This is a genomic window from Chryseobacterium aquifrigidense (genome assembly GCF_006716485.1).
In the GTDB taxonomy this organism is placed as follows: domain Bacteria; phylum Bacteroidota; class Bacteroidia; order Flavobacteriales; family Weeksellaceae; genus Chryseobacterium; species Chryseobacterium vietnamense.
Window position 1 is genome coordinate 2,598,685 of the sequence record NZ_VFPD01000001.1, and the last position, 15,087, is coordinate 2,613,771.

The window sequence follows — 15,087 nt, forward strand, 5'->3', positions numbered from 1 at the left end:
GGTGATATTTTGGGAGTGAATGGATTTTTATTTTTACTCCATTAAAGGTAAAAAACATACGAAATATTCACCATCTACAGAAATATGAAGAAGATTATTCTTAAAATACCCATAAACCTGATTCAAATAATCAATTCCGAACTTCTCTCCCTGCACCGGTTCAGTTTTGGGCTGCCAGGTATTCTTTACCGTGACCCCATCCTCATCAACAATAATGATAATTTCCAGAGGTTGGTCTATCGTTGCAATATTGTGTTTGGTAGCATTTTCCGTAACAATCTGAAGGGATAAATACGGTATTCTTTTTTCAAGACTTTCCGGAGCATTAACAATCAGTTCAAACTTCATTTCTTCATCAAACCTGCTTTTCAGCAGTTCCATATATTGCTGAATAAACTTGATTTCCTGCGAAACCGGAACAATATTATCTTTCGGAGGCACGATAAGATACCTGTATATCTTAGAGAGGTTCATGGTAAACTTCTGTGCGTTTTCTTTATTAATCCCGATCAGCATGTAAAGGGAGTTCAATGAATTGAAAAGAAAGTGCGGATTGATATTATTTTTAAGCTGCTGAAGCTGATTGATCACTTCTGCCTTGTGCATTTTTTCGTTTTCTATCAGCAATAAATTCTTCTCAGACTGTATTTTCTCTTTCTCCTGATAAGCCAGATTGGTTGCTCTCTGGAATAATATAAAAACCGTTACGATGAGAAAAAGCGCGGCCAGGAAAATATAAACGGTATAAGCTTTTATCTTGCTGAGGTTTTCATCAATAATAAAGTTTACATGATTCACCACTGTGTAACCATCAAAATTATCGGTCTTCAAAGGTTTTATGAATCGGGTTACCTCAACTCCAAGATACTCTGAAACGGCTGTTCCTTTAGTATATCCAGCTTCAGTTTTGCTGGTTAACGTGTCATTAGCTTTAATATCAGTGAAATCAAAAATATTCTTTCCTATATATTTTTTTTCAGGATGCGTGATACAGATTCCTTCTTTAGTAAAGACATAAGCGTAGGTATTGGAGCTTTTATCAACATTGATAAAATATTGATGAAGATCATCCAGACTTACCGTAGACCCATAGTACAATTTGTTTTTATCGGGTAATACCAAAGAATCATAGCTTATCCAGTACATGCTGTCTTTTTTAGTAAGCAAAAGGTCTTTGAAATGTCCCGGTCCATTATTTTTAAGAACAATAGAGTTCTCATTATTTTGGGTATTGTTGAAAATACCGGATAAAGGATTATTACTATCTGTTTTTCCTGAAGCGGTATTTTCATAATAATACCAGCTATAGGGCAGCAGGTTTCTTTTTTTATTTAACTCATTGAGAACCGAAGAATAATCCTTATAATTCTTCAGGCCGTCTTTCTGAATCAGGGCACGAAGCAGGTACTGATAATCCTCAATATTCCTGAACTCATGTTCTATGGATTCATACTTTCGGAAAAAGGTCTTTTTTGCAAAATCATCGGTATTTTTACGGCTGTCTTCTGTGATCAGAAGACTCAAAACAGCAAATGCTGCCACTGCGATAAGGCAGGCAGATAAAGCGGTAATGTAAATGGATTTTTTGGATAAAGCGTGCTTAAAATTAATAATCAAATTCTCAAAATTGTAGGTTCCTCAACATATAAATTATTCGTTTGCAAAGATATAACAAAGATTTCAGGACTATAGAGTGAATTAAATTTTGATTTCAATTTTTTAAAACAGATACAGCATATTGAAAATAAACCACTAGTAAAAGCATTTGAGCCCTTTCATATTTTAAATTAAAAAACGAAAATCCGGATACGCTTAAGTCTTAAAGTTCGTTAATATCGTCATTCAGACTACCGATTCAGTACGCTATATTTTGAAAATTAATTATCTTCGCCTACAAATCTTATTTGAAAATGAAGAAGATCATCTCCGGGATATCTATTTTTTGTGCCATCGCGATTTCTGCTCAGGAAGCCATCCAGTTTCAGGAGCTGCCATTCAAGGATATTATTGCAAAAGCCAAAAAAGAAAAGAAATTGGTTTTTATTGATGCCTATGCATCCTGGTGTGGTCCATGCAAAATGATGGAAAAAAATGTTTTCACTCAGAAAGCGGTAAGTGATTATTATAACACCAACTTCATTAATGCAAGATTTGATATGGAAAAAGGAGAAGGAAGAGACATCGCTTCGAAATTCGGAGTACGTTCCTATCCTACTTATCTTTTCCTGAACGGTGAAGGAGAACTGGTTTCCCGAAATACCGGATATATGGAAGAAAGCCTGTTTGTGGCAATGGCTCAGGACATCAATTCACCCGGAAATAAAAAAGGATCTCTTAAAGACCGCTTTATCGGTGGTGAAAAAGACCCGGAATTCCTGATTAACATCATGAAGCTTAATGCCAACTCAGATTATGAATTTGCCAAAAAAGCCTCAGAAAGATACTTCCAGAACAAAAAGAAAACCGAAGAACTGACAAAAGATGAAATCGGATTTCTTCTTTACTTCGTAAAATCATCGGAAGATATCAACTATTCTGTTTTTGCATCCAGAAAAGCAGAGATTATTAAATTCCTTCCTGAAGAAACTTACAATGAATTTGATGCCCAGCTGAAATTGGGGAAAATAGTAGAACAGTCTATTGATGATAAAAATAAAAAAATCAGTGACGATCACTTCATGAAAGCGGCTGAACCGTTGGTAGGAAAAGAAGCGGCTGTTAAAAAGCTGAATCAGACTAAGCTCAGTTATTATGAACAGAACAGTAATTTTCCTGAATACGAAAAAGCAGCTTTAGACTATTATAAAAATTCTGATGCTTTTGATCCGAATGAACTCCTGAGAGCTGCATGGATATTTGCAGATCATGTGAAAACCCCATCTTCATTAAAGAAGGCTACGGAATGGGCAGAAAAATCTGTCATGAGAAGCGAAACTTCAGAAAACACATATATTCTTGCCAAACTTTATCATCTTACGGGAAATAAGGAAATGGCAAAAAACTATGCTGAAATGGCAAGAAATATGGCCGTTCAGGGTAATAAGGATTCTCAACTGGCAGATGAACTATTAAAGCAAATAAAATAAACATTATAAACCGGATGAATTATAAATTATTAGCAGCAGGCATTTTAGCTTTCCTGTCCACAACTATGTTGAGCGCTCAGGAACAGGAACAAGGAGGACAGGATAAAAGTTTATACATAAAAGGGAACGCTTTATTTGCTCCGATAGGAATTTTAAACTTAGGAATAGAAAAACAGATTAGTCCAAAATATACCCTTCACGGAGATGTTTTCATTTCACCATGGAAATCTTTCGCAGGACATGAATTACAGTTTTATTCTGTATCCGCAGAAGGAAGATACTATTTTAATGAAACTTTCAAACACTGGTATATAGGAGCCAACATTAGTTTTGCGGCCTACAATGCTTCAAAATGGAATTACTGGAATGATAATAGTTTTGAAAACTGGAATGGGGAAATCCTTACCAACTCTAATCTGTATCAAAGAGGGTTTTCTTTTATGCTGGGGGTAACAGCAGGGTATCAGTTCCAGCTATCCGAACGATGGAATCTTGATCTGTATGCTACTGTAGGAACATCACAGGGGTTTTACAAAGGATATGACCGTACTACCGGAAGACGCTATGATTCCGCACAAGAATTTAACAAAAGTGGCGAAATCATTCCGTACAGAGGAGGAATAATGATCTCTTACAAGCTAAAATAAGACAATGAAATTATTTGGAAAAAATCATATGATCATTCTAGTGATCACTTTTGTGATCCTTTTTTTAATGAATTATATCGGGAATGATCTGCCTGATAAATTACAGAGAGCTTTAATGACGGCTTTTGCTGGAGTTGTTGGACTGACTGTGGGACTTTTTATATTAAATAAGGGCAAAAATGATAAAAATCCGCCCCAGAATTTTGATTAATTAATCTTTATACACCACATATCTGGTTCTGATCTTTTCAAAACTTTCCAGATCTTTTTTCCATGAAGCTTTAATCTCCGGAATTGATTTTCCTGCGATAATCTGTTTTCTCAATTCATCAGTTCCGGATAAGGTATCAAACCATAAATTTTTCAGGAAGAAATCCTGCTGAGGGTTTTTATAATTCCGATAGGCTTTGATTACCCATTCAAGATTCAATTCTCTTAGATCTCTAGGGTAATTGGAAAGATTTTCACCATAGCATAATTTTCCATTCAGGAATGGATCTTTAGCTCCATAGCTTGGTTTTGGCGTAAACTGATAAGGAAGGTTTTCCGTCCATGGAGAACCATAAATCTGAAAAGGAAGGTCTGTTCCTCTTCCCACGGAAACCTGAGTACCTTCAAAGAAGCAAAGGCTCGGATATAAATTAATGGCTTTATCATTGGGTAAATTAGGAGAAGGTTTATCAAGCATCGGATAACGCTGCTTTTTATGATAATTCTTCATCGGAACAAGCGTATATTCAGCCTGAACCTGATTCTTCAGCCATTTTTCACCGTTAACCATTTTTCCATATTCTCCTATCGTAAGCCCGTAAACAACGGGAACTTCATGCATTCCTACAAAACTTGTCCATTTTTTTCTCAATACAGGGCCGTCTGTGTATCCGTCATGAGGATTGGGACGATCCAATACCATGATTTCCACATTGTTTTCAGCGCCTGCTTCCATCAGATAAGACAAAGTGGATATATAAGTATAAAACCTAACGCCCACATCCTGAATATCAAAAACAACGATATCAATTCCGGAAAGCTGTTCCGGTTTTGGCTTTTTATTATTGCCATATAGAGAAACAATGGGAATACCTGTCTTTACATCTACTCCGTTTTTCACTTTTGCACCCGCATCAGCATCCCCTCTGAAACCATGTTCGGGAGCAAAAATGGACTTGATTTTAATCCCGTTTTTAACCAGAAAATCAACAAGGTGGGTTTTATCACTCATTAAACCTGTCTGATTGGTTACCACGCCTATTGTTTTATTTTTTAACAGCGGCAGGTAGATTTCAGGCTGATCGGCACCCGTTTTAAAATCCGGTTGAACTTGAGTCTGAGAATAATATTGATTGAATACTCCTAAAAAAATTAGGCAAATCAGAAGTAAATTTTTAATTTTGAAATCTAAATTCATAAGCTTGAAATTTCCTTTATATTTCTCTAGAAAAATAGCATTTTCCAAAGATAACAAAAATAACCTTTCAAGGGTTATCATCTTCATTGGCAGGCTTTCCGTAGCATTGGGAATTATCGTTTCCCTGATTACCGTAGCCACCGGTTTTGGTTCAAAAAAAGCTATCAAAGAAAGGCTGGCCGATTTCAGCGGACATATTACAGTAAGATCCACGCGATCCAATTCTTCGTACAATACTTCTGTACTGGATAATCAGGGACTGAATATTGCCAAAATAAAAGAGCTTCCCGATGTGGAAAGCACTCAAAAATATGTGACGGTCACCGGAATTATGCGTAATGAGCATAATTTTGCAGGCATTATATTTAAAGGAATAGGAAAAGATTTTGACAGTTTAAGATTCAAAAAATTCCTTATTGCCGGAACAACTCCAAAGGTAACAGAAAAGGGATTCAATAGTGATGTAGCCATTTCGCAGAAAGTAGCCAATGACCTTCATCTTAAATTGAACGACAGCATTGTAACCGTATTTTTAAAAGCTGATCAGAAACCGCTTTACCGTAAATTCAGAGTTATTGGAATTTACAGAACCGATATCAAGCTCATTGACGAGCAATTTGTTATTGGCGGAATCAATCATGCCAGAAAAATTCAGGATATGAAACCTGATGAAATTGGCGGAATCGATATTTTCCTGAAGAACGTGAATGATATCGACAAGGATTTTCCTGGTATTGAAAAACTGATCGGGTATAAAAACTATGCTGAAAAAGCGACAGAAAAATTCCCGCAGATTACAGACTGGATCAGTATTTTTGATACCAATATTGCTTTAATCATCATCATCATGCTGATTGTAGTGGTTATCAATATCATTATGGTTCTTCTGATCCTTATTATTGAACGAACCAATTCTATCGGTCTTCTTAAAACATTAGGCGCAAGCAATTCACAGATAAGAGCCACTTTCATCAATTATACCCTGATTATTATGATTCCGGGACTTTTGTATGGAAACGCTATCGGACTGGGATTGATTTTAATCCAGAAATTCTTTGGAATCATCAAGCTTAATCCTGAAAATTACTACGTAAGCACTGTTCCGGTTGATCTTAATCCGATTGCCATTATCTCCATATCAGTAGGAATTCTTATTATCTCAGGACTGGCGCTGATTATTCCGAGCTACCTGATCAGTAAAATTTCTCCGGTGAAGGCGATTAAGTACAACTAACATGATAATTGATAATTGATAATTGATAATTGATAATTGATAATTGATAATTGATAATTGAAAGTTATCGATTGTCTTTCAATTGGCTTCAGTGTTATCCACAACTTATCCACATGTTATCCACAGCGCAGATAATTTTAAAAGCCTTATCTTTGTGCCGCTTATAAAACATTTATGAAATACGCAAAAAATATCCTTGAAACGATAGGTAACACACCGCTGGTAAAGCTTAACAAAGTATTAGGTGAAGATTTTCCGGCATTAGTATTAGCAAAAGTAGAGACCTTCAATCCCGGAAACTCAGTAAAGGACAGAATGGCTCTTAAAATGATAGAAGATGCTGAAAAAGACGGCAGATTAAAACCTGGAGGAACCATTATCGAAGGAACTTCCGGAAATACAGGAATGGGACTGGCTTTGGCTGCCATCATCAAAGGGTACAAATGTATCTTTGTGACCAATTCAAAACAGTCTAAAGAAAAATGTGACATTCTTCGTGCTGTAGGTGCAGAAGTAATTGTTTGCCCTACTGACGTAAAACCTACCGACCCACGTTCTTATTATTCAGTTTCCAAAAGACTGGCAAAAGAGACGGAAAACGGATGGTATGTCAACCAATATGATAACTTATCCAACAGAGCTGCTCATTATGAATCTACCGCTCCGGAGATCTGGGAACAGACAGAAGGAAAACTGACTCATTTTGTGGTAGGAGCCGGAACAGGAGGTACAATCACCGGGTGCGGAACTTTCTTCAAAGAAAAAAATTCAGATATTAAAGTAATCGGAGTGGATACTTACGGTTCTATTCTTAAAGAGTTCCACGAAACAGGTGAACTGCATTATGACCACGCTTATACATACATTACAGAAGGAATCGGGGAAGATATTATTCCTGAAAACTATAACATGTCTGTAATTGATCACTTTGAGAAAGTAACCGATAAAGATGGTGCTATCTATGCAAGAAAACTTGCGAAGGAAGAAGGTATTTTCTGTGGATATTCTGCAGGAAGCGCTATTGCCTCTTTAATTCAGATGAAAGATCAGTTCACGAAAGATGATGTAATTGTAGTTTTACTTCATGACCATGGTTCAAGATATGTAGGAAAAATCTACAATGACGAGTGGATGAAGGAAATGGGATGGCTGGAAGAAAGCAAATAAGCTAACTTATAAATCATAAAAAACGGAGCAAAATAATTTTGCTCCGTTTTTGTTTTTATCAGCTGATGTTCACTTTCTCTTTTAAGGTATTCTTTAGAAAACTGTATTGTTTCTCACTCATTGATTTTCTGGGAAACATATAGTTGTATTTTCCTTCAAGAGAAATAAATTCATGAGTACTATCAAAATACTCAAAATCTTTCCAGTCACTGGTTTCCTTTTCACCATCGATATTTACTGTGAAAAAGTTATTATCCAATCTTATTTCGTATACTTTACATCTTTCAAGCGTGCTTAGATAATGATTTACCTGTTTTTTCCATCTTGAAACTTTATTAACGCTTACGGATAAAAAAACCGCACAAAGCAAAAATATAAAGCTTAAAAAATATAGAATCCCCTTACTTTCTTTGCTCAGTTGATCTTTCAAAAGAAAAACGACGAAAACAACTACGGCTGCTGCAATGGTGGCAATGGTTTTACTTTTTGTAGTGGGTGAAAAAAGCAGACTTCCCTGATTACCGCTAAAATAAATATCTTCAAAAATCTTCCTGTCAGGTTTTAGTGTAATCACCTTTTCTTCATTCATAATTATAGAGTTTGCTTTAAAAAGCTACAAAACTAAACTAAATATCTTCATATTGATCACTTATTGCAGAAAGTTTGTTCATCAGTTCTCTGTTTCTGCGGTTCAGTGCATCCAGCTTTTTCAGCATATTATGAATGACTTCAAGACCCGGCAGATTAATTTCGAGATCATAATGCCAGTTGGCAAATTTTTCCAGAGCGGGCAGATCTTCATACATCAGGTAATGAATATTGTTTTCAATCTGAATATTCAGCAGCCCATAGTCTACAAGCTCATCAAAAAAAGTAATTTCTATATTATAGATTTTTACGAGTTCTTCCCGTGATATTCTTTCACTCATAGCTTAGGAATTTTTTAGTTGTTCAAAAAGTTCTTTCTGCTTTTCGGTAAGGTTGGTTGGCAGTTTCACTTCATAGGTTACAAAAAGATCACCGTGTTCTCCTGCTTTTTTATAGACAGGAAAACCTTTTCCTTTGAGCCTTACCGTCATTCCGGTTTGGGTTTCCGGTTTCACTTTAAGGTTTACGCTTCCGTTTAGAGTTTGTACTTTTACTTCTCCGCCCAGAACGGCAGTGTACAGATCGATAGTAACTTTGGTTTTCAGATCATCACCGATTCTTTCAAAATCCGGATCTGCCGGGATATTGAAGGTAATGTATAAATCTCCGTTTGGTCCGCCGTTTACACCGGGATTTCCATGTCCTTTTAACTTGATCTGCTGCCCGTCGTACACCCCTGCAGGAATGGTGATTCTTACTTTTTTACCATTGATTTCAAAAGTTTGCGGATGAGTGGTTGCGGCATCTCTTAAATTGAGATTCAATTCGGCAGTGATATCCTGCCCTTTGAACTTGCCGGAAGCTCTTCCTCTGGAACTTCTGCCAAATCCACCAGCTGCTCCGCCAAACATATCCTGGAAGAAATCGGAGAAATCTTCACCGCCACCAAAGTCTGCTCCGGAGTATCCTCCGTTATAACTTTGCTGCTGATACTGTCTTTGCTGTTGCTGCTGGGCTTTTTCGTATTCTTCGCCGTGCTTCCAGTTTTCTCCGTATTTGTCGTATTTTGATCTGTTTTCCGGATTACTCAGCACTTCATTAGCTTCATTCAGTTCTTTGAATTTCTTTTCTGCTTCTTTGTCTCCGGGATTGAGATCGGGATGATATTTTCTTGCCTGTTTCCGGTAAGCTTTTTTGATGTCATCCTGTGTTGCGTTTTTATCTACGCCTAAAATTTTATAGTAATCTATATAAGCCATAGAAATGTGGTTTACCCAAATTTATGAATTTTAGGTCTGAAAATTGTATAACAGAATGTTAAAAATAAACCTATCTTTGATAAAAAGCTATACATGAAAGATGTATTGAAAAACTACTCCGGAATCATATTTTTACTTTTAGGAATCACCATTGGAAGCATCATAGGAATTGTTGCTCCCGGTTTTGTGGAATATATAAAACCTTTGGGGGATATTTTTCTTAATCTTCTTTTCGTGAGTGTAGTTCCGCTGGTATTTTTTGCTGTTTCCAATTCTATTGCTTCTCTGGAGCAGCAGTCTAAATTCGGAAAGATCATCCTTGTGATGTCTCTTACCTTTTTATTCTTTATTCTCACCGCCGCAGTGTTTACCATCTGTGCTGTATATCTTTTCCCGGTCTCGGGTGTCTCAGGAAGTTCCGAAATGATTACAGAAGCTGCCAATGAGGATACCTGGGGTAACAGAATTGTAAGTTTCTTTACGGTGGGTGAGTTTACAGAGCTTTTCTCAAGAAGGAATATGCTTGCTCTTCTGGTATTTGCTTTTCTGACAGGATTTGCAGCCAGAAAAACAGGAGAAAAGGGACAGCCTTTCAGGGTTTTTATTGCTTCGGGGTATGAAGTGATGAAAGAACTTCTTTTGCTGGTTATGAAACTAGCACCCATTGGTCTGGGCGCTTATTTTGCCTATCAGGTTGCTACTTTAGGGCCGCAGCTTTTTGGATTTTATGCTAAACCTTTAGGGTTATATTATATTGCTGGAGTTATTTATTTCCTTGTGTTCTTTTCTATCTATGCATTCATGGCCAATGGACAGAAAGGAGTTAAAAGCTTTTGGACAAATGCCATTTATCCTACTTTAACCGCAATAAGTACATGCAGCAGTTTTGCAACAATGCCGGCCAATTTACAGGCAGCTTCAAAAATAGGAATTCCGAATTCTATTGCCAATCTCGTGATTCCTATCGGGACAACACTGCATAAAAACGGGTCTTCTATGTCATCTATCATTAAGATTTATGTAGCCTTTTTAATTATTGGAAGGGATTTTTTTGATCCTGCCAATCTGCTTTTAGCGTTGGGAATTACCGTTTTTGTGAGTATTGTAGCGGGTGGTATTCCTAACGGCGGGTATATTGGTGAGATGCTGATGATTTCTGTTTATAAACTGCCTCAGGAAGCGATTCCTGCGGTGATGATCATCGGAACTTTAGTAGATCCGTTGGCTACCGTTCTGAATGCTGTAGGAGATATTGTGGCAGCCATGTTTGTCAACCGGTTTGTAAAAGTCTGACTTGTTTTTGTTAAATCGCACTATTCACTACGTTTTACCGTTTCCAGGTTTTCATATTCTTCAGGAGTGAAAAGTCTGTAATGAACTTTGAAGGTTTTTCCCAAAGGAGTTTCCAGGGAGAAACCGCCAGGTCCGAAACCGTCTGTAACATCAAGGGTAAAATGTGAATATTTCCAGTATTCAAAGAGGTCGCGGTCTATCCAGAACTCATGTCCGTTAATGGTTCCGATCATCGCATCGTTCATTCTGGGAAAAAAACCTCCTTTTTCAAAGCATTGGGGTTGAGTACCTTCACAACATCCACCTGCCTGGTAAAACATCAGAGGGCCATATTGTTCTTCCAGTTTCCGGATTACTTCAAGAGCTTCATCTGTAGCGGAAAGTCTTGATATTTTTGTTTCCATTGTTTTTATTTTAGCTTAACATCTACCGTATATTGATAAAAGATCCCGGTAAAATACATTCTAACCGGGATCAGCAACACATCATCAAATTAATTTGAGCCAGCAATATCTAAAACGATTCTGCCGTCAATCTGTCCTTTTTTCATTTTATCGAATACATCATTGATATCTTCAAGTTTTGCTGAAGTGACTGTAGCTTTTACCAATCCTTCGTTGGCAAAATCCAATGCTTCCTGCAAGTCTTTTCTTGTTCCTACAATAGAACCTCTTACGGTGATTCTTTTCAGAACGGTTTCAAAAATAGGAAGTTCGAAAGATCCGGGAGGAAGCCCGTTCAGGGCAATTGTTCCTTTTCTTCTCAACACATCTATTCCCTGCTTGAAAGCAATAGGTGAAACTGCTGTAATCAAAGCGCCATGCATTCCGCCGACTTCTTTATGTAAGTATTCTCCGGGATCAGTGTTTTTTGCATTCACTACCAGATCAGCTCCTAGTTTTTTCGCCAGTTCGAGCTTATCGTCTGCTACATCAATGGCTGCTACGTGCATTCCCATTGCTTTTGCATATTGAACAGCAACATGTCCCAGTCCTCCGATTCCTGAAATGGCAACCCATTCTCCTGGTTTTGTTTCTGTTTCTTTTAAACCTTTATAAACGGTTACTCCGGCACATAGAATTGGAGCAATTTCAAGAAAATTAACATCAGATTTCAAATGTCCCACATATCTTGAATCTGCAATGACGTATTCTGCAAAACCACCATCTACACTGTAGCCTCCATTTTTCTGGGCTTCACAAAGGGTTTCCCATCCTGTAATGCAGTAATCACAACATCCACATGCACTGTACAGCCAGGGAACCCCTACCGCATCTCCTTCTTTCACAAAAGCTTCCGGTCCGCAGGCTACTACAATACCTACTCCTTCATGTCCTGGGATAAGCGGCATCTTGGGTTTTGCAGGCCAGTCGCCATCTACAGCATGTAAATCTGTGTGGCAGACTCCACAGGCGATGACTTTAACCAGGACTTCATATCTTCCGGGTTCTCTTACAGGTACTTCTTCTATTTTCAGAGGCTGGCCGTAGCCCTGAACTACTGCCGCTTTCATTGTTTTTGGAATCATATTTTATTTTTTGGATTGAGTTATTTTAAGTTATTAGTTTTTATCTCCGTTTCTGAACAGGTAATTTCCCTGCGTGAGGGATAGGAGGGGCGGCGAGGAACGAGCCGGTGCGGAATGCAATGGAGCACCGAAACGAAGTGCAGCCCTGGATAGCCCGACCGTTTTGCCCTGGATAAAGCCAAGGCAATCGGGCACGTCCTAAATAATATTAAAAGAAACCTAACTTATTCTTGTTATAAGAAATCAGCATGTTTTTGGTTTGACGGTAATGATCGAGCATCATTTTGTGATTTTCTCTTCCGATTCCAGACTGTTTGTATCCCCCGAAAGGTGCTCCTGCCGGGTAAGAGTGATATTGGTTTACCCATACTCTACCTGCTTCAATCTGACGTGGAATATTGTAAAGCTGATGGGCATCCCTGGTCCAGACTCCGGCTCCAAGTCCATAAATAGTGTCATTGGCAATTTTCACTGCTTCTTCTTCGTCTTTAAAAGTGGTAAATGCCAGTACTGGTCCGAAAATTTCTTCCTGGAAAATTCTCATTCTGTTGTTTCCCTTAAAGATCGTAGGCTGAATGTAATATCCATCTTCCAGATCTTCTCCTAAATGATTCACATCTCCTCCTACAAGCACTTCTGCTCCTTCTTCTATTCCCAACTGGATATAAGAAAGGATTTTATCTTTCTGAATCTTTGAAGCCTGCGCTCCCATCATCACAGTTTTATCTAGTGGATTTCCAACTTTGATGGCTTTTACCCTTTCAATCACTCTTTCAATAAAGGCATCAGCAATTCCTTCCTGAACCAGCAGCCTTGAAGGACATGTACAGATTTCTCCCTGGTTAAGGGCAAAAAGAACTGCACCTTCAATTGCTTTGTCTAAGAATTCATCATCTGCGTCCATTACAGAATTGAAGAAAACGTTGGGTGATTTCCCACCTAATTCCAGGGTTACAGGAATAATATTTTCTGTGGCATACTGCATCACCATACGTCCTGTAGCAGTAGAACCTGTAAATGCTGCTTTTGCTACTTTCGGATTGGTAACGAGAGCTCTTCCCAGCTCTGCTCCGAATCCGTTAACAATATTAATAACTCCCGCAGGTAAAAGGTCACCGATCAATTCCATTAAAACCATAATGGAAACAGGAGTACTTTCTGCAGGTTTCAACACGACACAGTTTCCTGCTGCCAATGCGGGAGCCAGTTTCCACACGGCCATCAGTATCGGAAAGTTCCATGGGATGATTTGTGCAATCACTCCAAGAGGTTCGTGAACTATTAAGGAAACAGTATCTTTATCCAGTTCGTTATGCGATCCTTCATCAGCACGGATTACTGAAGCAAAGTATCTGAAATGATCAATGGCCAAAGGTAAATCTGCTGCCAGTGTTTCTCTTACGGCTTTTCCGTTATCTATCGTTTCTACTGTTGCAAGATATTCTAAGTTCTGTTCTATTCTGTCTGCAATTTTATTCAGAATGATGCTTCTTTCTGTGGAGGAAGTATTTTTCCATGTCTGAAATGCTTTTTCAGCGGCATCCACCGCCAATTCCAAGTCTTCTTTGGAGGAGTGCGCTACCTGAGTAAAGTTTTTCCCATCCACCGGGGAAACTACGTCAAAATATTGTCCTTTAACGGGTGGAGTGAATTTTCCATCAATATAGTTATCGTATCTGCTTTTGAACTCCGGACGCTGTAAAAGCGTTGTTGATTTTGGTTCTGTAATAGTGCTCATATTAGTATTGTTTTTATTTTTTCTATACTGCCAAATTACACTGGGAAGCCAAAAAGTGTATAGCACAATCGTATAAAAAAAGTGGAAAATAGTGCAAGAGGTTCAATTTTAGTATTTTATTAACAGCAACGTACTCTCAAATTTTCTATATTTGAGTTACCTCCTTTTCAAAAAAATTTAGAAATGAATAACAATAGTAAGATTTTATTAAATACTCCTGAATTACATAAGGAAAGCCAACTATTGAGTCTTGTTGAAAACCAGACGAAATTCAATCTAAACAATTGTGAATTCAGTATTTATGAAACTCATAAGGCTGCTTTTGATGTAAAGCTTCATTTCGAGAATATTGCATTTACAGCAATGCTTAGAGGTAAGAAATATATGAAACTGGGTAAGAAGACCAATTATTTTGATTATTATCCGGGAGAAAGTATTCTGGTTGCTCCGGGAGAAACGATGGTCATTGATTTTCCTGAAGCGGATGAAACGCCTACACAATGTATTTCCTTAAGCCTTAATCCTGATTTTATTGAGGATTCTCTTAATTACCTCAATTATCATCTTCCTAAAGTGGATGAAACTTCGCAATGGAATATTCAGCTGGATGAGTATTTTCTGTTTAATAATAAAGCTTTGGCCTCCGCCACCAACAATATCATGAGAATTGCGATGGATGATAATTCTCAAAAAGATATTATGGCCGATTTTGCATTGAAAGAACTTCTGATCAGATTGATGCAGACTCAGGCAAGAGGTATGGTAGAAAAGAATATTGTTAAAAATAAATCGAGAATAGGCTTTGTAGTAGATTATATTAAAAGAAATCTGCACCAGAAATTGTCTATTGACAGTATTGCCAAACTGGCTTATGTAAGCAAATCGAATTTCTTTAAAATGTTCAAAGATGAGTTGGGAACATCTCCGAATGATTTTATTTTGCAAGAAAGAATTACCAGAGCTAAAGAATTGTTAGCCAGCCAGATGAGCATTAAAGAAACAGCTTTTCAAACTGGTTTTTCAGATACCAACTATTTCACAAGGGTATTTAAGCAACTGGAGGGAGTAACCCCGAAAAGTTACCAGGATAGTATGGTGATGAGATAATTTATGTATAAAATATCAATAAAAAAGAGCCC

The 15,087-nt window shown here is 37.6% G+C and carries 15 protein-coding genes; 7 read left to right on the plus strand and 8 right to left on the minus strand.

The features are described 5' to 3' along the window. Positions 1-33: 33 nt before the first annotated feature. Complete coding sequence (locus tag FB551_RS11580; RefSeq protein WP_142017596.1) at positions 34-1,617, minus strand: histidine kinase; 1,584 nt, start codon at positions 1,615-1,617, stop codon at positions 34-36. A 293-nt stretch (positions 1,618-1,910) separates the two neighbouring features. On the opposite strand from FB551_RS11580, the gene FB551_RS11585 reads away from it, so the two are divergent. The 3 genes from FB551_RS11585 to FB551_RS11595 are packed head-to-tail and all read left to right on the plus strand — an operon-like array spanning position 1,911 to position 3,944. Further along, complete coding sequence (locus FB551_RS11585) at positions 1,911-3,086, plus strand: thioredoxin fold domain-containing protein (RefSeq protein WP_142017598.1); 1,176 nt, start codon at positions 1,911-1,913, stop codon at positions 3,084-3,086. Positions 3,087-3,100: 14 nt separating this feature from the next. Further along, positions 3,101-3,733 (plus strand): DUF3575 domain-containing protein, encoded by a 633-nt coding sequence (locus FB551_RS11590; RefSeq protein WP_142017600.1) that lies wholly within the window; start codon positions 3,101-3,103, stop codon positions 3,731-3,733. A 4-nt stretch (positions 3,734-3,737) separates the two neighbouring features. Further along, complete coding sequence (locus tag FB551_RS11595) at positions 3,738-3,944, plus strand: hypothetical protein (RefSeq protein WP_142017602.1); 207 nt, start codon at positions 3,738-3,740, stop codon at positions 3,942-3,944. On the opposite strand, the gene FB551_RS11600 is transcribed toward FB551_RS11595, so the two are convergent. Next, the gene (locus FB551_RS11600; protein ID WP_142017604.1) at positions 3,945-5,141 is read right to left on the minus strand and encodes an exo-beta-N-acetylmuramidase NamZ family protein; all 1,197 of its coding nucleotides are present in this window, start codon (positions 5,139-5,141) and stop codon (positions 3,945-3,947) included. A 4-nt stretch (positions 5,142-5,145) separates the two neighbouring features. Here FB551_RS11600 and FB551_RS11605 point away from each other — a divergent pair, with 4 nt between their 5' ends. Together FB551_RS11605 and FB551_RS11610 are read left to right on the plus strand one after the other, a co-directional pair. Then, entirely contained in the window at positions 5,146-6,375 is a 1,230-nt protein-coding gene (locus FB551_RS11605) for an ABC transporter permease (protein ID WP_047434151.1), read from the plus strand. 174 nt (positions 6,376-6,549) lie between these two features. Beyond that, positions 6,550-7,542, plus strand: coding sequence for a PLP-dependent cysteine synthase family protein (locus tag FB551_RS11610; protein WP_142017606.1), 993 nt, complete (start codon positions 6,550-6,552; stop codon positions 7,540-7,542). A gap of 58 nt (positions 7,543-7,600) precedes the next feature. Here FB551_RS11610 and FB551_RS11615 read toward each other — a convergent pair whose 3' ends face one another. From FB551_RS11615 to FB551_RS11625, 3 genes are read right to left on the minus strand one after another with little or no spacing between them, the layout of a single operon-like run. Then, positions 7,601-8,131, minus strand: a complete 531-nt coding sequence (locus FB551_RS11615) for a hypothetical protein (RefSeq protein WP_142017608.1) — start codon at positions 8,129-8,131, stop codon at positions 7,601-7,603. Positions 8,132-8,168: 37 nt separating this feature from the next. Beyond that, positions 8,169-8,471, minus strand: coding sequence for a chaperone modulator CbpM (locus FB551_RS11620; protein ID WP_142017610.1), 303 nt, complete (start codon positions 8,469-8,471; stop codon positions 8,169-8,171). Positions 8,472-8,474: 3 nt separating this feature from the next. Continuing rightward, on the minus strand, positions 8,475-9,389 hold the full coding sequence (locus tag FB551_RS11625; RefSeq protein ID WP_142017612.1) for a DnaJ C-terminal domain-containing protein: 915 nt from the start codon (positions 9,387-9,389) through the stop codon (positions 8,475-8,477). 93 nt (positions 9,390-9,482) lie between these two features. On the opposite strand from FB551_RS11625, the gene FB551_RS11630 reads away from it, so the two are divergent. Further along, complete coding sequence (locus tag FB551_RS11630; protein WP_047434160.1) at positions 9,483-10,682, plus strand: dicarboxylate/amino acid:cation symporter; 1,200 nt, start codon at positions 9,483-9,485, stop codon at positions 10,680-10,682. 20 nt (positions 10,683-10,702) lie between these two features. Here FB551_RS11630 and FB551_RS11635 read toward each other — a convergent pair whose 3' ends face one another. The 3 genes from FB551_RS11635 to FB551_RS11645 all read right to left on the minus strand — a co-directional run bounded on the left by FB551_RS11635 (position 10,703) and on the right by FB551_RS11645 (position 13,948). Next, the gene (locus tag FB551_RS11635; protein ID WP_047434162.1) at positions 10,703-11,086 is read right to left on the minus strand and encodes a DUF779 domain-containing protein; all 384 of its coding nucleotides are present in this window, start codon (positions 11,084-11,086) and stop codon (positions 10,703-10,705) included. Positions 11,087-11,175: 89 nt separating this feature from the next. Continuing rightward, the gene (adhP, locus tag FB551_RS11640) at positions 11,176-12,210 is read right to left on the minus strand and encodes an alcohol dehydrogenase AdhP (protein ID WP_047434164.1); all 1,035 of its coding nucleotides are present in this window, start codon (positions 12,208-12,210) and stop codon (positions 11,176-11,178) included. 208 nt (positions 12,211-12,418) lie between these two features. Beyond that, positions 12,419-13,948: an aldehyde dehydrogenase family protein gene (locus FB551_RS11645; protein WP_047434167.1), complete on the minus strand. Its 1,530-nt coding sequence runs from the start codon at positions 13,946-13,948 to the stop codon at positions 12,419-12,421. 183 nt (positions 13,949-14,131) lie between these two features. Between FB551_RS11645 and FB551_RS11650 the strand changes: the two genes are divergently transcribed. Continuing rightward, complete coding sequence (locus tag FB551_RS11650; protein ID WP_142017614.1) at positions 14,132-15,055, plus strand: AraC family transcriptional regulator; 924 nt, start codon at positions 14,132-14,134, stop codon at positions 15,053-15,055. Positions 15,056-15,087 lie beyond the last annotated feature (32 nt).